The sequence below is a fragment of the Haloferax sulfurifontis ATCC BAA-897 genome (assembly GCF_000337835.1).
Lineage (GTDB): Archaea > Halobacteriota > Halobacteria > Halobacteriales > Haloferacaceae > Haloferax > Haloferax denitrificans.
In genome coordinates this window covers 77,183-95,373 of record NZ_AOLM01000003.1, presented here as the reverse complement: position 1 = coordinate 95,373, position 18,191 = coordinate 77,183, and the positions used below count along the sequence as shown (strand labels likewise).

Here is an 18,191-nt window from a genome sequence, read left to right as displayed (position 1 = left end):
TACTACTAGACGCGCGCTCAGGGCTTGAATATACTGCCCGTAGCACCGCGCAACGACAGCTTAACTGGAAAATAAGTCCGACGCTCGGCCGTCGGTGACAGTGTCGGAGTCGGTCGATTCGCGGTCGGTGGAGTCGGTGGAGTCGGTGGAGTCGGCGCTCGCGGGCGTCTCGCGGTCCTCGGGGCCGGTTGCACCGTCGTCGGAACCGCCTTCACCGTCGTCGGAGTCGGTGGGTCCGCCGTCGCGCTCCCGGAACGAGTCACAGGCGAGTTCGCCGACGACAGACAGGAGGTCGCCCGGTTCGACGACTCGGCCGCGCTCCCGCAGGCGCTCGTAGACCGCGAAGCCGTCGTCGCCGGCGTAGTTCCGCTCCGAGAACGGTCGCTGTTCGACGAGGACGAGGCGGTCGGCCTCGGCCGCGGCTTCGAGGTTGGCGAGGTTGCCGCCGCCGACCTCCACGTCGGCGACGACGGTCACGTCGGCGGCTTCGACCCGCGACTCGACCGCGGCCCGCGCGGCGTCGTCGACCGGCGAGTACGGCGGCACGGTCACGAGGTCCGCGCCGACCCCGCGGGCGGCCTCGGCGTCTGTGTCGCCCTCGTTGAGCGCGCCGGCGGACAGCGCGTAGCCGGCCGCCGACAGCAGGTGGAGCGCCCGCGCGCCGGTGCCGCCCCCGCCGACGACGTGGACCCGGCCGTTGGCGTCGTCCGAAGGCGGTGGGAGGGCGGTCACGTACACCGAACCGGTGACGGGGTGCCGCGAGACGACCGCCTCGGCGTCGAACGCCTCGCGGAGGTTCTCCTCGGAGAGCACCGCCGCGGGGTCGCCCGCCGAGAGGACGCGCCCGCCCGACAGGAGGACCAGCGCGTCGCAGTAGTGGGCCGCGAGGTTGAGGTCGTGGATGGCCGCGACCGCGGTCGTCCCGTCGGCGACGAGGTCGGAGACGAGTTCGAGCGTGCGGACCTGGTGGTTGATGTCGAGGCTGGCGGTCGGCTCGTCGAGGAGCAGGACGGGCGTCTCCTGTGCCAGCGCGCGAGCGATGAGGACGCGCTGGCGCTCGCCGCCGCTGACTTCCGTGACGGGGCGCTCGGCGAGCGATTCGACGGCGGTCCGGCGCATGGCGGCCTCGACGGCGGTCTCGTCGCGCTCGCGCCAACCCTCGAAGCGCCCGCGGTGTGGCGTGCGGCCCATCTCGACGACGTCGCGGACGGGGAAGTCGAAGGTGACGCTCGTGGTCTGGGGGACCGTCGCCACGACCCTGCTCGCCGCCTTCGACGACAGGGCGTGGACGTCCTCGCCGGCGACGCGGACCGCTCCCTCGTCGGGTGCGAGCGCGCCGTTGAGGACCCGGAGGAGCGTCGTCTTCCCCGCGCCGTTGGGACCGATGAGGCCGACGAACGTGCCTTCGCCCACGTCGACCGAGACGGCGTCGAGAATCCGGGTGCCGCCGAGGGAGACCGACACGTCGTCGAGGCGAATCGCCGGGTCGGCGTCGCCGAAGGGGTCTGAGTCCGGTGAATCCGCGTCGGCGGCGGGGTCGCGGTCGCTCACGGCGAGCGCACCTCCCGCGTGCGGAGCAGGTAGAGGAAGAAGGGCGCGCCGACGGCCGCGGTGACGACGCCGACCGGAATCTCCGCGCCGCCGGAGCGGGCGACGGTGTCGGTGGCGACGAGGAACGACGCGCCCGCCAGCGCCGACGCCGGGAGCAACACCCGGTGGTCGGGGCCGACGAGGAGCCGGAGCATGTGGGGGACGACGAGGCCGACGAAGCCGATGACGCCGGAGACCGAGACGGCCGCGGCGGTGACGACGCTCGCGGTGGCGAGGAGGAGCTGTTTCGTCCGCTCGACTTCGATGCCGAGAGCGTGGGCGTCCTCCTCGCCGAGGAGCAGGACGTTCAGGTCGCGGGCGTGGGCCACGAGGAGCACGAAGGGAAGCGGCAGGACGAGGGCGAGCATGCCGACCTCGCTCCACGTCGCGCCCGCGAGGTGGCCCATGAGCCAGAAGACGACCTGCCGGAGGCTCTCGCCGCTCTGGAGGAGGAGAAACGAGATGACCGCGCCGAGGAACGTCTGGACGGCGACCCCCGCGAGAAGCAGGGTCGCCACGGGCGTCCGACCGCTCTCGGTGGCGATGAGGTAGACGACGAAGGCGGTGACGACGGCGCTGACGAACGCCGCGCCCTCCATCCCGAACGGAATCGAAAGCGACAGCACGATGGTCGCGACCGCGCCGACGGCGGCCCCGGAGGAGACGCCGACGATGGAGGGGTCGGCCATCGGGTTGCGGAAGAAGCCCTGCATCACGGTTCCCGCGGTGGCGAGCGCGAAGCCGACGAGCGCCGCGAGGAGGATGCGGGGCAGGCGGACCGAGAGCACGATGATGCGGGCGGGTCTGGGGACGGCGAACTCGAACGGCGAGGCGAACTCCAGCGTCGGCGTCGGAACCGGCCCGACGACGGGGAGGGCCGTCGCGCCGCCGAGAGAGACGCCGACGGGGACGGGCAACGCGTCCGCGAGGATGGCGGCGACGGTCCGCGGCGGGATGGTCACGGCCCCGATTCCGGCGCTCGCGACGACGACCAAAAGCAGGAGCCCGGAGAGACCGAGCGACCACGTGGTCGCCCGCGTTCGAACGCTCATTGAGCACAACCGCGCTTTCAGTAGGTAAATATTTATTGAACAGCCGCTGAGGCCACTACCGTGAACCGACAACTCGTCGTCGCCCTGCTCGCGTTCGCGACCGTGTTCGCCGGGGTTCCGGCACCGGCCGCGGCCGCGGTAGGGCAAGCGGCACCGCACCAGACCGCGACGTGTACGTTCCCGGTGACGGTCACCGACGCCACGGGGACCGACGTCACCATCGCCGAGGACCCCGAGCGGGTCGTCACGACCAACCCGAGCGCCGCCCAGACCATGTGGGAACTCGGCGCGCGCGACGAGGTCGTCGGCGTCTCGCAGTACGCCACGTACCTCGACGGCGCGGCCGAAAAGGGGAACGTCTCCGGCTCCGGCGGGCTCAACGTCGAGGCGGTCATCGGTCTCGAACCCGACCTCGTGTTGGTCCCGAACTCCTCGTACAACGCCGAGCCCGACCGCATCGAACAGCTTCGCTCGGCGGACATCTCGGTCGTCGTCTTCGAGTCCGGGAAGTCGCTCGACGCCGTCGCCGACAAGACCGAGCGCGTCGGCCGCATGACCGGCAACTGCGAGGCCGGCGTCGAGCGCGCGGCCGAGATGCGCGAGTCGATTCGGCACATGCGGCAGGCCCTCGACGGCGCGGAGCGCCCGGTCGGTCTCAACTCCTTTTTCGGCTACTCCTCCGGGTCGGGCACGTTCATCTCCGACATCATGACGACCGCCGGCCTGCGCAACGGCGCGGCAGAGGCGAACCTCACCGGCTTCGCACAGATTAACGAAGAGCTCGTCGTCGAGATGAACCCCGAGTACATCGTCGTCCCCGACCACGCGCCCGTCCCGAGCAGTCCGGCGTACAACAGCACGACCGCGATGCAGGAGGGCAACGTCATCGTCATCGAGGCGCACAAGCTCCAACAGCCCGCCCCGCGAGCAATCGAGGCGAGCGAGGTGATTCTCGAAGCGGTCCACCCCGACGCCTACGAGCGCTACCGGCAACTCGAAACCGAGTCGGCGACGGAGTCGGACTCGACCGCGACCGCGACGACCACGGTCGCGGACGCGACTGCGACCGCCGCGACTGCAACCGACGCCACCGAGGCAACCGCGACGGCCGAGTCCTCGGAATCGACCACCGAGAGCGACGCGCCCGGGTTCGGCGCCGTCGTCGGCCTCGCGGCCGTCGGCGCGGTCGCCCTGCTCGCGCGCCGGCGATAACTGCACAGACACCCGCGCCGTCTCTGTTTCTCCACCGCACGCGCTCGGCTCCGTGAGACCACAACCGTATTACCGTCGGATGGCGGACACACGGGTATGGTCGAGAACGTCATCTACCCCGCCTACCTCGACGCCTCTCTCTCGCGTAGCGAGGGTCGGCGGGTCGCCCAGTCCGCGGCGGTCGAAGAACCGACCGTCGACGAAATCGCGAAGGCCGTCCAGCAGGTCGGCTACGACGCCGTCATCGAACGGGGCAAGCGATACTCCCGCGAGTTCGAAACCCGCGGGCGCGTCCTCGTGAACAACGCCGACGACGCCACGAAAAACGACATCGTGCAGGCGGTCGCCGCCTACGTCGGAATCCTCCGCGACTGATGCGGCGAATCGGCACGGTCTCCCGGACGGCGCAGGGCCTCGCTATCGTCCGCCTCGACGACGACGACGCGCCGGACATCGGCACGATGGTCCTCGACGAGTCGCTGTCGACGGTGGGCCGCATCGTGGACGTGTTCGGTCCGGTCGACCGTCCCTACGTCGCCGTCACGGCCGACGACGGCTCGCCCGCCCGGCTCGTCGGGAGCAAGCTCTACGCTCGCTGACGACGCCAGAGCGCAACCCCCATACCCCTCGGGTGGGAACGCCCCTGCATGTCACGCCGCGCCTATCGGGGTGTCGCCCTCGCCGCCCTCATCTTCCTCGTCGTGCAGGTGGGTGCGCTCGCCCTCGTGCCGACGTTCTTCGAACAGGGGTACCAGACGGTCGAAGACCCCACCGACCCGACGAACAGCCTCCTCTACATCGGCGCGATTATCGTCATGACCGCGTTCATGCTCGCGGCGTTCAAGTACGACCTCGACCAGCTCATCCGCCTCGTCATCGTCTTCACGAGCGGCCTGCTCGCGTGGTACGTCTTCGCCGCGCTCATTCCCAGCGCGCTCGTCGCCGTCGGCCTCTCGGCGGCCGTCGCGCTCGCGCTTCTCGTCTACCCCGAGTGGTACGTCATCGACGCCGCCGGGACGCTCATGGGCGCGGGCGCGGCCGCCCTGTTCGGCATCAGCTTCGGCCTGTTGCCCGCCATCGTCCTCCTCTCGGTCCTCGCCGTCTACGACGCCATCAGCGTCTACAAGACCAAACACATGCTCGACCTCGCGGAGGGCGTGATGGACCTCCGCATCCCGGTCGTGCTCGTCATCCCGACGACGCTGTCGTACTCGATTCTCGGCGACGACTTCGCCAGCGACGCCAACGACGTCGGCGACGGCGGGAACGCGACCGACGGGGGCGAATCGACGGGCGCGGTCGATTCGGAGGTGGCTGACGCCGAGACGGCCGACAACGAGTCAGATTCCGGCGAGCGAGACGCCTTCTTCATCGGCCTCGGCGACGCGGTCATGCCGACCGTGATGGTCGCCTCGGGCGCGTTCTTCTCCGAAGCGCCGTCGCTCGGCCTCGGCGCGCTCCCGGCGCTCAACGTCCCGGCGCTCCTCGCCATGGTCGGGACGTTCGCCGGGTTCAGCGGGCTGATGTGGGCCGTGATGAAGGGGCGGGCGCACGCCGGCCTGCCGCTTCTCAACGGCGGCGCAATCGGCGGCTACCTCGTCGGCTCGGTCGTCGCGGGCGTCCCGCTCGTCTCCGCGCTCGGACTCGCGCCGTACCTCTGAAACGCGGCTCCGTCGGATTTCTTGGCCGTACTCGCTGTCGATGCGAACGTTCATCCCCCGATAGAGGGCGAGCAAAAGAGATGTTTCGCTGAGCGGTATTGGTGGGCACACTCCCAATCTGTCTGAAAATAGCCATATGATGTGAAAGCCCATCAGGCTCCGAATCACGCCAGCAACGTCCCGGTCTACACAGTGAATCCTAACAGTGGTCGTCAATCCACTCACAGAACGAGTGGAAATCGTCTGCACCGCACTGCTCCGCGATACTCCCGAGCGTTCCACGAGGTATCTCTCCGTGAAGTGGAACGGTCGGCCGTCGAGCCTCGCCGGTGTCGGGGTTGACGTACTCCAGCGTGAGATGACTCCCCGTCCGTGACTTCGGCTCGTAACCGATTCATCAGCACCTTCGCGACTTCTCTGCCTGTAACTGCCGTCCGGCCCACGTTACTCGTCCCACGGCGGGCGGCCTTCGCTTCCGAGTTCGTCTTCGTCGAGACCGAGTTCGGCGGCCAGCCCGTCATCGTCGACGGGTTCGCCCGTTCCGTGGTAGGCATCGAGAGCGTCAGCGAGCATCCGCAGTGCCTCCGCGCGGTCGTCGCCGAAGGAAGCGACACCCGTCTCGATGTCCTTCGCGGTGACCCGTCCATCATCCTCGTGGACGAACTCGACGCCCCCGTTACGGTTGTCACGAGTCGTGCTGGCTATCTCTATGAGAATCGAGTCGATGACTGCAAATAAGCGTTCGGACGGGCTTTGTGTGAAACTCCGACCACCACGACCATCGGAGACATCTTGCTGAACGCACCCCTCAGTCTCGCACGCCGTTTCTCTCACCCCTCTAGAATCTCAACAGCGACGTACCGCCCGAGTTCCCCGGCTTCACCTCACTCCTCGTCCGCGCCCTCGCGGACGCGAACCGCCATCCCCGCCTCGAAGTCGAGCATCGCGTCCGCGGAGAGCTCCGCGCGACCGACGCCCAGCAGGTCGCCGTCGGGGCCGACGACGCACACCTCGTCGCCCGAGCGGACCGCCGGGTCGGCGTCGGTGACGAACTTGGCGAAGGCGTTCTTGCCGTCGCGGACGAACGGGACCGACTCGTCGCCGACGCGGACGACGTAGGCGTCGCCGCCGAGGTCGTCGTAGAGGCGGCGGCCGCCGGCGACGCCGAGGGTGAACCGGCCGTCGGTGCCGTAGGAGGTGACGCGGTCGCCCTCGACGTACACCTGTCGCGGGCGGCCGCTCCGCGAGCGCGAGAGTTCGATGTCCGCGTCGGCCGGGAACAGCGCGTCGCCCGCGCCGGCCCCGAACTGGTAGTCGGCGACGACCCGGAGGTCGTCCAAATCGGTCGCGTGGCCTTCGGTCATACCCCGCCCTTTGCCCCGCCGGCTAAAGTGGGTCGCGGTCCCGTTCGACCGCGTGCGCCGAGCTACCACGCACGCCCGAGACGGAAAGTCCTAAGTACGGGACCGACCGCCCTCGGAGTATGTCTGTGGACGTTCGACTCGCCGCCGTGGGAACCGCGCTACTGCTCGCGAGCAGTGCGCTTCTCACGCAGACGGCGCTCGACTGGCGGCTCCCGACGGTGCTCGCCGCCATCGCGGGGGTCGGCGCGGTCGCCACCGCCGCTCGGCTGGCGACGCCGACGGCCTGATTCCCACTCGCGGGCCCGGATACGGCCCCGACCACGCCGGCGTCTCGACCCTCCCGTTTTACGTATTACCGCACCGACAGGTCGAGGTATGGCCGCGATTAGCTCCCTCCAGACCGCCCTCCGAGGCATCCGGTCGAACCCGGTACTGTTCCTCGGCGGCCTCGCCTTGGGCCTCGTCACGCTCCCGCAACTCGCCACGCAGTTGGCGCAGATACCGTTCGTCCCGACCGTCCTCACGGCGGTGACGTTCTTCGTCACGCCGTTCGTCGCCGCCGGTCTCTACGGGATGGCCGACGAGGCGGTCGACCGCGGGGGCGGAGGCTCGACCTCGCTGTCGACGCTCACGGCGGTCGGCCGCGAGAAGTACGTCCCCATGCTCCTCGCGAACATCGTCCAACTCGGCATCGTCCTCGTCTTCGGTATCGTGTTCGTCATCATCATGGTCGCCATGGCCGTCTCGCTCGGCCTCGGCGGCCTCGCAACGGGCGGTGGCGGCGTCCCCAACCTCGCCCTCGGCGGCGGCTTCCTCGTCGGCATCGCCGTCCTCGGCCTCCTCGGACTGGCGTACCTCGTCGTCATCTTCCTCGTCCAGTTCTACCCCGTCGCGGTCGTCGTCGGCGACGCGGGCGCAATCGAGGCGTTCGGCGAGAGCTATCGGCTCGTCCGGCACAACGTCGTCCCCTCGCTCGGCTACTCCGCCATCCGGTTCGTGGTCGGGATTCTGGTTAGCGTCCCCGCGACGGGCCTCATCGTCTTTCGGACGATACAGAACGTCCAGCAGGCACAGAACGCGGCTGACCCGGCGGCGGTGCAGGCCGGCCTCGGCTTCTCGCCGACGGAAATCGCCGCCATCGCCGTCCTCTCGATAGCGACGCAGACGGTTCTCGCGGCGTTCCAGTACACCTACGCGGTCGCCTTCTTCGAGGCTCACGACGCCGGGAGCGACGGCCCGACCGGGACCGCCGGCCCCGACATCGACGGCGACTCGGCGATTCCGCAGTTCGAGTAGTCGGCGGGGATTACAGCAGGAACGTCTCTTTTCGCTCCGAGAGGTCGATGAACGTGTCCGCCGCCGCGACGAGTTCCTCGGCGGTAGACTCCCTGAACGCCATCACCTCGACGCGGACGCCCTCGTGGCGGAGGTGGGTACAGAGCCGCTCGAAGTCGCCGTCGCCCGAACAGAGGACGACCGTGTCCACGTGGTCGGCGAGGCTAACCGCGTCGAGCGCGATGCCGAGGTCCCAGTCGGCCTTCTTCGAGCCGTCGCCGAACGTCTTGATGTCCTTGATTTTCGTCTCGAAACCGATGTCGACGAGTGCATCGAAAAAGCTCACCTCGTCGGGCGAATCCGCCCGGATGACGTAGGCGATGGCGCGGGTGAGCGCGCGGCCCGCCGTCCCCTTCTGGAGGAGCGACGAGTAGTCGATGTTCCGCGAGTACAGGCTCTGTGCCGTATGGTAGAGGTTCTGTGCGTCGGCCAGGATGGCGACGCGCTGGTCGGGGTGAATCTCGGTCATTCGTACGACGCTTGGACGGCGCGGACTAATAACCGTCCGGGGAGACGGGAACGCGGCGGACGGACGTCCACCTCGGCGACCGAGAACCGGCGGAAGGCGTCCCGAGACGCCCTTCAGCCCGCCCACTCGCTCCGGCAGGACCTGCAGACGACGCAAGTTATATTACGCTTCCGGCACCTGCATCCGGTGTGAACGACGCGACGCGGCCCTCGCAGGTCACCACACCTTCGACAGCGTCGCGTGCCGCTTTCTTTTCGAAAAAACGTGCGTACTGAATCGCTCGTTGCGGGAGTAGCGACCCCGTCTCGGGCGGCCTTCGGCTGACGCACGTTCCGGTCACACGACCGATATCGACGCTCCCACGACCGTCACCACACCCACCAACCACAATGACATCACTCGACTTCCGCGGCGTCTATCCCGCGATGACCACGCCGTTCCACGAGGACGGCAGTATCGACTTCGAACAGTTCCAAGCCGACGTGCGACGCCTCGAAGAAGCCGGCGTCGACGGCGTCGTGCCCGTCGGTTCGACCGGCGAGTCCGCGACGCTCTCCCACGACGAACACGTCGAAGTCGTCGAGGCGGCCGTCGAGGCCGTCGAGGACGTGCCCGTCATCGCCGGCTCCGGGTCGAACTCGACCCGCGAGGCGCTCGAACTCTCCCGGCGCTCCGCCGACGCCGGGGCCGACGCGTTGCTCCTCATCTCGCCGTACTACAACAAGCCCGAGCAGGCCGGCCTCGTCGACCACTACCGGACCATCGCCGACGAAATCGACCTGCCGCAGATCGTCTACAACGTCCCCAGCCGGACCGGAAGCAACATCCTGCCCGAGACGGCCGCGACGCTCGCCGAGCACCCGAACATCACCGCCTACAAGGCCGCCAGCGGCGACCTCGGCCAGATTTCGGAGGTCGTCGAGCGGACCCGAGACGAGCAGTTCGCGGTGCTGTCGGGCGACGACGCGCTCACGCTCCCGATTCTCTCGGTCGGCGGCGTCGGCGCCATCTCGGTCACGGCGAACGTCGAACCCGCGCGCGTCGGCGCGATGGTCCACTCGGCGCTACAGGGCGACTACGAGCGCGCCCGCGACATCCACCACGACCTCGCCCCGCTGAACCGCCACCTGTTCTCCGAGACGAACCCCATCCCGGTCAAGGAGGCCATGGAGATTCGGGGCTACGGCCCGGCGCGCCTGCGCCCGCCGCTCACCCGACTCACGGAGGACAACACCGAGGAACTGCGCCGCCTGCTGTCCGACCTCGAAGCGGGGCAGGCGATTCCGGACGGGGGGAGCGACGAGTGACGGTCTCCGTCGGCGTCACCGGCGCGACCGGCCGCATGGGCGGGGAAGTCCTCGCCGCGGCCGCCGACCGCGACGACCTCTCGGTCGCCTTCGCGGTCAGTCGCTCGCCCGGCGAGTCAGTCGAAGGGGTCGCCGTCGAGGACGCGGCCGACTTCGCCGACCTGCTCGCCTCGAACCAGCCCGACGTCGTCGTCGATTTCACCGGTCCGGCGTCCTGCATCGAGTACGCGTCGGCCTGCGGCGAGGCGGGCGTCGCCTTCGTCACCGGCACGACCGGGCTGAGCGAGGGCGGCTTCGACGCGCTCCGCGAGGCCGCATCGGAAGTCCCGGTGCTGTACGCGTCGAACTTCTCGCGGGGCATCGCGGCGCTCCGCCGGGCCGTCCGCGAGGCGGTCCCGGCCCTCGACGGCTACGACATCGAACTCACCGAGACGCACCACAACGCCAAGCGCGACGCCCCGAGCGGGACGGCGCTGACCCTCTTGGACGATATCGACGACGTGCGCGGCGAGTCCGAGCGCGTCCACGGCCGCGAGGGCGAAGCGCCCCGGTCCGAAGGCGAGGTGGGCGTCCACGCTCGCCGGGCGGGGGATATTGCCGGAGAGCACGAGGTATTACTGGCTGGAAATCACGAGTCTCTTTCACTCACGCACCGCGCGGGGTCGCGGGGAGTGTTCGCCGCCGGCGCGCTCGACGCCGCGGCGTGGCTCGCCGACCGCGACGCCGGGTGGTACGACTTCACCGAGGTACTCGAATGAATCTGGAATCCGACGTACGAGACCTGTGGCAGCGATACGACGACGGCGACGTCGACGCCGAATCGGCGACCGTCGACGAGCTCGACACGCTCGACGCGTTCCTCGACGCCCTCGAAGCGGGCGAGGTGCGCGCCGCCGAGAAGACCGGCTCCGACGTGACCTCCTGGGAGGCAAACGAGTGGGTCAAGCGGGGCATCCTGCTCAACTTCGGCCTGCGCGAGACGCTCGCCCGCGAGTACGGCGACGTCCGCTATCACGACGTGCTCCCCCTGCGCGACACCGAGGACCTCGGCGAGCGCGGCACGCGCAACACCCCGGACGGCACCGCCATCCGCCGCGGCGCGTACCTCGGCTCCGACTGCATCATGATGAGCCCCTCGTTCGTGAACGTCGGCGCGCACGTCGGCGACGGCACGCTCGTGGACTCCTGTGACACCGTCGGCTCCTGCGCGCAAATCGGCGCGAACGTCAAGCTCGGCGCGAACACGCTCATCGGCGGCGTGCTCGAACCCGTCGAGGACGCCCCGGTCGTCGTCGAAGACGGCGCGGCGCTCGGCGCGGGCTGTCGGGTCACCTCCGGCTTCGTCGTCGGCGAGAACTCCATCGTCGGTGAGAACACGCTTCTGACGCCCCGCATCCCCGTCTACGACCTCGTGGACGAGGAGATTTACTACGGCCACCTGCCCGCGAACCGCCGCGCCTTCACGCGGTTCGTAGAGTCGTCGCTCGGCGACCACGACCTCTTTGCCGGCGGCGCGTACAAGCCCGCGGTCGTCGCCCTCGACATCGAGGACGACACCCTCGACGCGACCCGTCGGGAGGAGGCACTGCGCGAATGAGCGGCGGCGGGCCGGCCGTCCGGCGGCTCTCGGACTGGGACCGCGAGCACCTGCTGTCGCTCGCCGACGAGTTCGGCTCGCCGCTGTACGTGACCGACCTCCGTCGCGTCCGCGAGAACTGTTTCCGACTCCGCGAGGCGTTCCCCGAGGCGCACGTCAGCTACGCCGTCAAGGCCCACGCCGGGCGAGCGGTGCTCGAAGCCGTCCGCGAGGCCGGCGTCGACGCCGAGTGCGCCTCCGCGGGCGAGGTCGAGCGCGCCCTCGACGCGGGCTTCCCCGGCGAGCGCGTCCGCTACACGGCGGTCAACCCGCCGGACGCCGACCTCGACCACGTCGTCTCGCGCTGGGAGTCGAACCCCGAGATGACCGTCACGGTCGGCGCGGCGGACACTATCGACCGCCTGCGCGAGCGCGGCTTCGACGGGCGGCTCTGCCTCCGGGCGAACCCCGGCGTCGGCGCGGGTCACCACGAGAAGGTCACGACCGGCGGGCACGCGAAGTTCGGCATCCCCATCGACCGCGTCCCCGACCTCGCCACCGACGTGCGCGAGGAGTTCGACCTCGTCGGCGTCCACGCCCACGCCGGAAGCGGCATCTCCGGCGACGACCTCTCGGCGCACCGCGAGTTGGTCCGCCGGATGGGCGACCTCGCCCGCGAGGTCGGCGACCTCGAATTCGTCGACGTCGGCGGCGGCTTCGGCGTCCCCTACCGCGAGGACGAACCGCCGCTCGACCTCGCCGCCGTCGCCGACGCGACCCGCGAGGCGCTCGGCGAAGTCGACGCGCGACTCGCAGTCGAACCCGGCCGCTACGTCGTCGCCGACGCGGGCGTCCTCCTCTCGGAAGTCAACACGGTGAAAGAGACCCCCGAGACGACCGTCGTCGGCATCGACGCTGGTATGACGACTCTGCTCCGACCGGCGATGTACGACGCGTACCACGCGATTTCCAATCTCTCTCGGCCCGACGCCGACCCGGTTTCGACCATCGTCGCGGGCCCCGTCTGCGAGACGAGCGACGTGTTCGCCGACGGCCGCGACCTCCCCGAACCCGAGCGCGGCGACTGTCTCGCGCTCGGCAACGCGGGGGCGTACGGCTACGAGATGGCCAGCACCTACAACTCTCGACCGCGCCCCCCGGAAGTCGTCCTCGACGCCGACGGCCCCCGACTGGCCCGCCGGCGCGAGACCCTCGACGACGTCACCGCACTCGAACGAACCGCATCCGAGCACATCCCCAACTGACCAAGCACCAACACAGAATCATGAGCGTACTCAACACCGTTCCCTTCGAAAAGTTCCACGGCACTGGAAACGACTTCTTCGTCGTCGACGCAGACGACCCGGTCCCGGACCGCCCCGCCTTCGCGCGCACCCACTGCGACCGCGAGGCCGGAATCACCATGAGCGAGAGCGAGCGACGCGGCGCAGACGGCGTCCTGTTTCTCGCGCTCGAATCGCGTTACGACCCGCCGCGGGTCGTCATGACGCTCGTCCAACCCGACGGCTCGGTCGCCGCCATGTGCGGCAACGGCGCTCGCGTCGCGGCCGCGTGGGCCGCCGAGCGAACCGGCACGGACGAAGTCATGATAGACACGCCCGCCGGCACCCGCCGCGCGAACCTCGACGGCACCGACGTGACCGTCGAGATGGGCGCGCCCTCCTTTCGCCCCGCGACGTGCCGCTTTCGGCCGACGACGAACTCGTCGAGACCGAGGTCGAGGGCCTGACGGTCACGGCCGTCAACACGGGCGTTCCCCACGCCGTCGCGTTCGTCGACGACGTGGACGACGTTGACCTCGAATCGGTCGCACCCGCGGTCCGCCACGCCCCGGTGTTCCCGGACGGCGCGAACGTCACGCTCGCCTCCCCCGACGGCGAGGGCGGCTTCCGCCAGCGCACCTTCGAGCGCGGCGTCGAAGGCGAGACGCAGTCCTGCGGCACCGGCGCGGTCGCCGTCGTCGCGGCCGCGAAGCGACTCGGTCGCGTCTCCGGCGACGAGTCCGTGACCGTCTCTCCGCCGGGCGGCGCGCTCTCCGTGACCGTCCCCGACGAGGGGTCGGCACTCCTCGGCGGACCGGCCGTCTACGAGGGCGACGGCGAAGCCGACATCGTCTTCCGCGAGCGATGAGCGGCGACGCCGACGGGTTCGACCCCGTCGCGTTCCTCGAACGCGCCGTCCCCGTCGCGTCGAACGACGACGTGGGCGAGATGCGCGACCTGCTGGTCGAGACGCTCGAAACCGAGGGCGTCTCGCCGACCGTGGACGACGCCGGCAACACCGTCGCCTCGAAGGGAGCGGCGGAGCCGGCGACGCACCTCGTCCTCAACACGCACATCGACACCGTCTCGCCGCACGTCCCGTACGAACGCGACGAGGGCGTCATCCGCGGCCGCGGCTCCTGCGACGCGAAAGGGCCGCTCGCGGCCCTGCTATCGGCCTTTTTCGCCGTCGACCCCGGCCCCGACAGCCGAGTCACGCTGGCGGTTACGCCCGACGAGGAACTCCTCTCGACCGGCGCGGCCGAACTCGACCTCGACGGCGACATGTACATCGTCGGCGAGCCGACCGGCCTCGACGTCTGTACGGCCGCGAAGGGCCGGTTCGAGGGAACGGTGTCGCTGTCGGGCGTCGCCGCGCACGCGGCCGAGCCGCAGTCGGGCGCCAACGCCGTGGACGCGCTCGCGCCGGTGCTCGACGCCCTCCGGTCGTTCGACGACGGCCGCGAGGCCCACCCCGAACTCGGCCCGGCGACGCTGACGCCGACGATGGTCGACGGCGGCGCGAACTCGAATCAGGTCCCCGCCGACTGCCGACTCGTGGTGGACCGCCGGAGCGTCCCGCCGGAGACGGCCGACGGCTTTCGCGAAGAACTCCAGTCGACGCTCCGGGCGGCGGTGTCGGACGGCGTGTCCGACGACGTGAGCGTCGATTTCGCGCTCACCGAGCGCCCGACGCCGTTCCTCGAAGCGTTCGCGACCGACCCCGACCACGAGCTCGTGACGACGCTCGCGGCGGCCTCCCGAGACGCCGGCGGGCGGGCGGACGTCCGCCCCTTCACCGCCGCGACCGAGGCCTCCTACTTCTCTCCCGCGCCCGTCGTCGTCTTCGGACCCGGCCACCTCGCCGACGACGAGGGCGCGGTCGCGCACGCCGACAGAGAGTACGTGCGCACCGAGGACGTGCGGACCGCGGCCGCCGCGCTCGAAGCCGCGGTCGCCGCAATCGTCGCCTAAGTGTCGGCTAATCACAACGTACTTGTTATCCGAACGATACGTTTCGGACGATGCGCCCTCCCCACCTCAGCGTCGCTCTCCTCGTCGTGGTCGCGCTGTCGCTGTCCGGCGTCGCCGCGGCCGACAGCGGCACCGTCATCGACCACCCGGGCGACGAACTCACGCTCGACGCGGTCGACGGCGAGCACGTCCACGGAACGACCCCGTACGCGACCGGGACGCTCATCGGCGTCCGCGTGCAGTCCGTCGGCGACACCCACCCGTTCCTCGTCTCGAAGGCCGTCCGCGTCGGCGAAAACGGAAGCTTCGACGTGACGTTCGACCTCTCGGAACTGGCGCGACTCCGCGGCGGGCCGGTCAAGGTCTCGGTTCGCCGCGACCAACAGACCACCTACGAGGAAAACGCCACGCTCGTGACGTACGACATGCCCGAGAACTCGACGCTCACGCCCGATATCGGAGAGGCCGACGCGACGGCCGAGACGGCGGCCTCGTCGCCCGCGACGACGAGCGATTCGCCGTCCGGAATCGAAATCCCCGGCTTCGGCGTGGGCGTCGGTGTCGCCGCGCTCCTCGTCGCGTCGCTCGTCGCCGCCCGCGGCGTCTGAGCGCACGGTCCCGCGTTCACCCGCTCGCCCGTTCGCCTGTTCACCCGCTCGCCCGTTCGACCGTTCGCTCGCCTACTCACCCGTTCGCTCGCGCCGACCGCCCCGCGGCTCCGGAACGCAACGCCCTTTTCCCACCCGCACCTGAGTCGGCGTATGTACGAGGCGGTCTACGCACACCCCGACGGCGAGAGCACGGTCAGTCGCGTCGCCGTCGCCGCCGGGCGGTACGACTACGACGGCGTCGTCGTCCGCGCGCTCGACGCCCGCCCCGACTACGACCGTCTCCGCGAGGCGCTCGACGTTGACCTCGTCGACGCCGTCGAAATCGACGCCTCGAACCCGGAACAAGCCAGCGGCGCGGTCGGCAACTACCGGCCACAGCGCGAACTGCTCGTCCTCCGCGGGGGGACGAACGCGCTCAACCGATTCGCCGTCGAACAGCCGCGAATAGACGTGCTCTCCCGGCCGATGGCGGGCGAGGGCAACTTCAACCACGTCCTCGCCAAGGCCGCCCGCGACAACGGCGTCCGCGTCGAGTTCGACTTCGGGCCGGTGCTCCGAAGCGACGGGGGAACCCGCGTGCAGGCCATCTCGGCGCTCCGGAAACTCCGCGAACTCGTCGAGTACTACGACGCGCCCTACGTCGTCTCCGCGACCCCGTCGTCGCACCTCCAACTGCGGAGCCCCCGCGAGTTGGCGGGGCTGGGCGAGGTCATCGGCTTCGACCGCGAGCAGGTGCTCGACGGCCTCCGCGAGTGGGGCCGCCTCGCGGCGCGCAACCGCGAGCGCACGTCCGAGTCGTTCATAGCCCCCGGCGTCAAACGGGGACGGTATGAAGAAGACGATTGAGGAACACGCCGCCCGCTTTTCCCACATCGCCGCGGAGTACGACGACTCCCAAGACAGCGACGAGTACCGCGCGTGCGTCTCGCTCGTCATCCACTACGTCGACCCCTCCCCCGAGGACGTGGTGCTCGACCTCGGAACCGGCACGGGCGCTATCGCCCTCGCACTCGCCCCCGACGCGAAGCGCGTCGTCGGCCGCGACATCAGCGAGGGAATGCTCGAACAGGCCCGCACCAAGGCCGCCGAAGTCGGCATCGAGAACGTCGAGTTCGGCGAGGGCCGGTTCCGCGACCCCAACGTCGGCGACGAACAGGTCGATATCGTGGTCACGAACTTCGCCATGCACCACCTCTCGGACGAGGAAAAGCGCGAGGCCATCGACGTCATCGCCGACCTCGAACCGCGGCGGTTCGTCCTCGGCGACGTGATGTTCTTCGGGACGCCCGACCCCGACGAGCCGTTCTACTCGCCCGAGGTGGACGACCCCGCGACCGTCGGCTTCCTCGCCGACGCGCTCACGGACGCCGGCTTCGTCCTGACGGCCGTCGAATCGGTCCACGAGCAGGTGGGCGTCCTCGTCGCAGAGCGAGCGCCGACCGCCGACGAGTGAGCTGAGCCGATGAAACACCTGCCCAAACACCTCCGGCCGCGGCGGCGATACCTCGCCGTCGAAATCGAGACGTGGCCCGACGCCGACCTCGGCCGCGGGCCGTTCCAGCGCGAACTCTGGTACGCCGCCCAGAACCTCTACGGCGACGCCGGGAGCGCCGACGCCGACCTGACCGTCCTCGGGTTCGACTACGCCGACGGCGTCGCCGAGACCGTCGTCCGCGCCCGACGCGGTCACGTCGAAGACGCCCGGGCCGCGCTCGCCTGCATCGACGCCGTCGGCGGCGACCCAGTGGGGGTGAGAGTGCGAGGCGTCTCGGGGACAGTGCGTGCCTGTTCGGAAAGGTATTTACACGGCCGGGCCGGAATTTCCGAGGAGAGAACCGTCGTGTTCGAGAACGAATCCCGAACCGCCGTCGTCCGCGACTCCCTCTTCGACGTTCGCGGTTCGGACGGGTTCACGGGCGCGACGCAACTCGATTTCGAGTGATATTCCATGCAGGGACAAGCGCAACAACAGGCGTACGACCGCGGGATTACGATCTTCTCGCCGGATGGTCGACTCTATCAGGTCGAATACGCTCGCGAGGCCGTCAAGCGCGGCACCGCGAGCATCGGCGTGCGAACGCCCGAGGGCGTCGTCCTCGCGGCGGACAAGCGCTCTCGCTCGCCGCTGATGGAACCGACGAGCGTCGAGAAGATTCACAAGGCGGACGACCACATCGGCATCGCGAGCGCCGGCCACGTCGCCGACGCCCGCCAGCTCATCGACTTCGCCCGCCGCCAGTCGCAGGTCAACCGCCTCCGCTACGGCGAACCCATCGGCATCGAGACGCTGACCAAGGAAGTCACCGACCACATCCAGCAGTACACGCAGGTCGGCGGCGCGCGCCCGTTCGGCGTCGCACTCCTCATCGGCGGCGTCGAAAACGGCACGCCCCGCCTCTACGAGACGGACCCCTCGGGGACCCCCTACGAGTGGAAGGCCGTCTCCATCGGGGCGGACCGCGGCGACCACCAAGAGCACCTCGAAGAGAACTTCCGCGACGACCTGAGCCTCGACGAGGGCATCGAACTCGCGCTCGAAGCCATCGCCTCGACCAGCGACGAGGGCACCGCCCCCGACGGCGTCGACGTGGCGACCGTCTCCGCGGAGTTCGAGCGCTTCGTCGAACTGTCTAACGACGAAATCGAGAGCTACCTCGAAGCCAACGACCTGCTGGCGACCGAGGACGACGAACAGACCGAAGAGTAAGCCGCGTCCCGCGGTTCTCGGTTCTCGGTTCCCGCGCGTTCTTCTCCGAC

Annotated in this window: 22 protein-coding genes and 1 pseudogene; 17 read left to right on the top strand and 6 right to left on the bottom strand. The window is 69.7% G+C overall.

Annotation, left to right across the window (positions count from 1 at the left end):
* Positions 1-60: 60 nt before the first annotated feature.
* Together C441_RS01320 and btuC are read right to left on the bottom strand one after the other, a co-directional pair.
* Positions 61-1,464 carry an ATP-binding cassette domain-containing protein gene (locus C441_RS01320; RefSeq protein WP_449271539.1) on the bottom strand — a complete coding sequence of 468 codons (1,404 nt, stop codon included), beginning with the start codon at positions 1,462-1,464 and terminating at the stop codon, positions 61-63.
* Between the two features lie 83 nt (positions 1,465-1,547).
* The gene (gene btuC / locus C441_RS01315) at positions 1,548-2,642 is read right to left on the bottom strand and encodes a vitamin B12 ABC transporter permease BtuC (RefSeq protein ID WP_007273436.1); all 1,095 of its coding nucleotides are present in this window, start codon (positions 2,640-2,642) and stop codon (positions 1,548-1,550) included.
* 60 nt (positions 2,643-2,702) lie between these two features.
* Between btuC and C441_RS01310 the strand changes: the two genes are divergently transcribed.
* The 4 genes from C441_RS01310 (at position 2,703) to C441_RS01295 (ending at position 5,515) form a co-directional block, all read left to right on the top strand.
* On the top strand, positions 2,703-3,854 hold the full coding sequence (locus C441_RS01310) for a PGF-CTERM-anchored ABC transporter substrate-binding protein (protein ID WP_007273435.1): 1,152 nt from the start codon (positions 2,703-2,705) through the stop codon (positions 3,852-3,854).
* Positions 3,855-3,950: 96 nt separating this feature from the next.
* Positions 3,951-4,229 carry a signal recognition particle subunit SRP19 gene (srp19, locus tag C441_RS01305; RefSeq protein ID WP_007273434.1) on the top strand — a complete coding sequence of 93 codons (279 nt, stop codon included), beginning with the start codon at positions 3,951-3,953 and terminating at the stop codon, positions 4,227-4,229.
* The gene (locus tag C441_RS01300) at positions 4,229-4,453 is read left to right on the top strand and encodes an H/ACA ribonucleoprotein complex subunit GAR1 (protein WP_007273433.1); all 225 of its coding nucleotides are present in this window, start codon (positions 4,229-4,231) and stop codon (positions 4,451-4,453) included. Before srp19 ends, C441_RS01300 begins: the two co-directional genes overlap by 1 nt.
* A gap of 48 nt (positions 4,454-4,501) precedes the next feature.
* On the top strand, positions 4,502-5,515 hold the full coding sequence (locus C441_RS01295) for a presenilin family intramembrane aspartyl protease PSH (protein WP_007273432.1): 1,014 nt from the start codon (positions 4,502-4,504) through the stop codon (positions 5,513-5,515).
* Positions 5,516-5,714: 199 nt separating this feature from the next.
* Here the strand turns inward: C441_RS01295 and C441_RS20660 are convergent, their stop codons facing one another.
* The 3 genes from C441_RS20660 to C441_RS01285 all read right to left on the bottom strand — a co-directional run bounded on the left by C441_RS20660 (position 5,715) and on the right by C441_RS01285 (position 6,879).
* Positions 5,715-5,867 carry a type II toxin-antitoxin system HicA family toxin gene (locus tag C441_RS20660; RefSeq protein ID WP_239640801.1) on the bottom strand — a complete coding sequence of 51 codons (153 nt, stop codon included), beginning with the start codon at positions 5,865-5,867 and terminating at the stop codon, positions 5,715-5,717.
* A gap of 92 nt (positions 5,868-5,959) precedes the next feature.
* The gene (locus C441_RS01290; protein WP_049920370.1) at positions 5,960-6,220 is read right to left on the bottom strand and encodes a type II toxin-antitoxin system HicB family antitoxin; all 261 of its coding nucleotides are present in this window, start codon (positions 6,218-6,220) and stop codon (positions 5,960-5,962) included.
* A gap of 179 nt (positions 6,221-6,399) precedes the next feature.
* The gene (locus C441_RS01285) at positions 6,400-6,879 is read right to left on the bottom strand and encodes a PUA domain-containing protein (RefSeq protein WP_007273431.1); all 480 of its coding nucleotides are present in this window, start codon (positions 6,877-6,879) and stop codon (positions 6,400-6,402) included.
* 119 nt (positions 6,880-6,998) lie between these two features.
* On the opposite strand from C441_RS01285, the gene C441_RS19770 reads away from it, so the two are divergent.
* Complete coding sequence (locus tag C441_RS19770; protein ID WP_167321005.1) at positions 6,999-7,166, top strand: hypothetical protein; 168 nt, start codon at positions 6,999-7,001, stop codon at positions 7,164-7,166.
* Between the two features lie 88 nt (positions 7,167-7,254).
* Entirely contained in the window at positions 7,255-8,175 is a 921-nt protein-coding gene (locus tag C441_RS01280) for a DUF7847 domain-containing protein (protein ID WP_007273429.1), read from the top strand.
* Between the two features lie 10 nt (positions 8,176-8,185).
* On the opposite strand, the gene C441_RS01275 is transcribed toward C441_RS01280, so the two are convergent.
* On the bottom strand, positions 8,186-8,683 hold the full coding sequence (locus C441_RS01275; protein ID WP_007273428.1) for a LabA-like NYN domain-containing protein: 498 nt from the start codon (positions 8,681-8,683) through the stop codon (positions 8,186-8,188).
* Between the two features lie 389 nt (positions 8,684-9,072).
* Here C441_RS01275 and dapA point away from each other — a divergent pair, with 389 nt between their 5' ends.
* The 11 genes and pseudogenes from dapA (at position 9,073) to psmA (ending at position 18,141) form a co-directional block, all read left to right on the top strand.
* Positions 9,073-9,990 carry a 4-hydroxy-tetrahydrodipicolinate synthase gene (dapA, locus tag C441_RS01270; RefSeq protein WP_007273427.1) on the top strand — a complete coding sequence of 306 codons (918 nt, stop codon included), beginning with the start codon at positions 9,073-9,075 and terminating at the stop codon, positions 9,988-9,990.
* The gene (gene dapB, locus C441_RS01265) at positions 9,987-10,748 is read left to right on the top strand and encodes a 4-hydroxy-tetrahydrodipicolinate reductase (RefSeq protein ID WP_007273426.1); all 762 of its coding nucleotides are present in this window, start codon (positions 9,987-9,989) and stop codon (positions 10,746-10,748) included. The genes dapA and dapB overlap by 4 nt, the downstream gene beginning before the upstream one ends.
* The gene (locus C441_RS01260; RefSeq protein ID WP_007273425.1) at positions 10,745-11,587 is read left to right on the top strand and encodes a 2,3,4,5-tetrahydropyridine-2,6-dicarboxylate N-succinyltransferase; all 843 of its coding nucleotides are present in this window, start codon (positions 10,745-10,747) and stop codon (positions 11,585-11,587) included. The genes dapB and C441_RS01260 overlap by 4 nt, the downstream gene beginning before the upstream one ends.
* Entirely contained in the window at positions 11,584-12,831 is a 1,248-nt protein-coding gene (gene lysA, locus C441_RS01255; RefSeq protein ID WP_007273424.1) for a diaminopimelate decarboxylase, read from the top strand. Before C441_RS01260 ends, lysA begins: the two co-directional genes overlap by 4 nt.
* A 20-nt stretch (positions 12,832-12,851) precedes the next feature.
* A pseudogene (gene dapF, locus C441_RS01250) lies at positions 12,852-13,717 on the top strand (diaminopimelate epimerase).
* Positions 13,714-14,823, top strand: coding sequence for a M20 family metallopeptidase (locus C441_RS01245; protein WP_007273423.1), 1,110 nt, complete (start codon positions 13,714-13,716; stop codon positions 14,821-14,823). Before dapF ends, C441_RS01245 begins: the two are co-directional and overlap by 4 nt.
* Positions 14,824-14,873: 50 nt before the next feature.
* A complete protein-coding gene (locus tag C441_RS01240) occupies positions 14,874-15,431 on the top strand; it encodes a BGTF surface domain-containing protein (protein ID WP_007273422.1) in 558 nt (185 codons plus the stop codon).
* 153 nt (positions 15,432-15,584) lie between these two features.
* A complete protein-coding gene (locus C441_RS01235) occupies positions 15,585-16,280 on the top strand; it encodes an RNase P subunit p30 family protein (protein WP_007273421.1) in 696 nt (231 codons plus the stop codon).
* On the top strand, positions 16,264-16,887 hold the full coding sequence (locus C441_RS01230; RefSeq protein ID WP_007273420.1) for a class I SAM-dependent methyltransferase: 624 nt from the start codon (positions 16,264-16,266) through the stop codon (positions 16,885-16,887). The genes C441_RS01235 and C441_RS01230 overlap by 17 nt, the downstream gene beginning before the upstream one ends.
* 9 nt (positions 16,888-16,896) lie before the next feature.
* Positions 16,897-17,376 (top strand): Rpp14/Pop5 family protein, encoded by a 480-nt coding sequence (locus C441_RS01225; RefSeq protein WP_007273419.1) that lies wholly within the window; start codon positions 16,897-16,899, stop codon positions 17,374-17,376.
* A 6-nt stretch (positions 17,377-17,382) separates the two neighbouring features.
* On the top strand, positions 17,383-18,141 hold the full coding sequence (gene psmA, locus C441_RS01220) for an archaeal proteasome endopeptidase complex subunit alpha (protein WP_007273418.1): 759 nt from the start codon (positions 17,383-17,385) through the stop codon (positions 18,139-18,141).
* Positions 18,142-18,191: the final 50 nt, after the last annotated feature.

Excerpts from the sequence above, each read along its gene's own strand:
- C441_RS01230 (WP_007273420.1), top strand. The coding sequence starts at position 16,264 with ATGAAGAAGACGATTGAGGAACACGCCGCCCGCTTTTCCCACATCGCC.
- lysA (WP_007273424.1), top strand. The coding sequence starts at position 11,584 with ATGAGCGGCGGCGGGCCGGCCGTCCGGCGGCTCTCGGACTGGGACCGC.
- C441_RS01235 (WP_007273421.1), top strand. The coding sequence starts at position 15,585 with ATGTACGAGGCGGTCTACGCACACCCCGACGGCGAGAGCACGGTCAGT.
- C441_RS01275 (WP_007273428.1), bottom strand. The coding sequence starts at position 8,683 with ATGACCGAGATTCACCCCGACCAGCGCGTCGCCATCCTGGCCGACGCA.
- psmA (WP_007273418.1), top strand. The coding sequence starts at position 17,383 with ATGCAGGGACAAGCGCAACAACAGGCGTACGACCGCGGGATTACGATC.
- dapA (WP_007273427.1), top strand. The coding sequence starts at position 9,073 with ATGACATCACTCGACTTCCGCGGCGTCTATCCCGCGATGACCACGCCG.
- C441_RS01260 (WP_007273425.1), top strand. The coding sequence starts at position 10,745 with ATGAATCTGGAATCCGACGTACGAGACCTGTGGCAGCGATACGACGAC.
- C441_RS01280 (WP_007273429.1), top strand. The coding sequence starts at position 7,255 with ATGGCCGCGATTAGCTCCCTCCAGACCGCCCTCCGAGGCATCCGGTCG.
- C441_RS01225 (WP_007273419.1), top strand. The coding sequence starts at position 16,897 with ATGAAACACCTGCCCAAACACCTCCGGCCGCGGCGGCGATACCTCGCC.
- C441_RS01245 (WP_007273423.1), top strand. The coding sequence starts at position 13,714 with ATGAGCGGCGACGCCGACGGGTTCGACCCCGTCGCGTTCCTCGAACGC.
- C441_RS01240 (WP_007273422.1), top strand. The coding sequence starts at position 14,874 with ATGCGCCCTCCCCACCTCAGCGTCGCTCTCCTCGTCGTGGTCGCGCTG.
- C441_RS19770 (WP_167321005.1), top strand. The coding sequence starts at position 6,999 with ATGTCTGTGGACGTTCGACTCGCCGCCGTGGGAACCGCGCTACTGCTC.
- srp19 (WP_007273434.1), top strand. The coding sequence starts at position 3,951 with ATGGTCGAGAACGTCATCTACCCCGCCTACCTCGACGCCTCTCTCTCG.
- btuC (WP_007273436.1), bottom strand. The coding sequence starts at position 2,642 with ATGAGCGTTCGAACGCGGGCGACCACGTGGTCGCTCGGTCTCTCCGGG.
- C441_RS01300 (WP_007273433.1), top strand. The coding sequence starts at position 4,229 with ATGCGGCGAATCGGCACGGTCTCCCGGACGGCGCAGGGCCTCGCTATC.
- C441_RS01285 (WP_007273431.1), bottom strand. The coding sequence starts at position 6,879 with ATGACCGAAGGCCACGCGACCGATTTGGACGACCTCCGGGTCGTCGCC.
- C441_RS01295 (WP_007273432.1), top strand. The coding sequence starts at position 4,502 with ATGTCACGCCGCGCCTATCGGGGTGTCGCCCTCGCCGCCCTCATCTTC.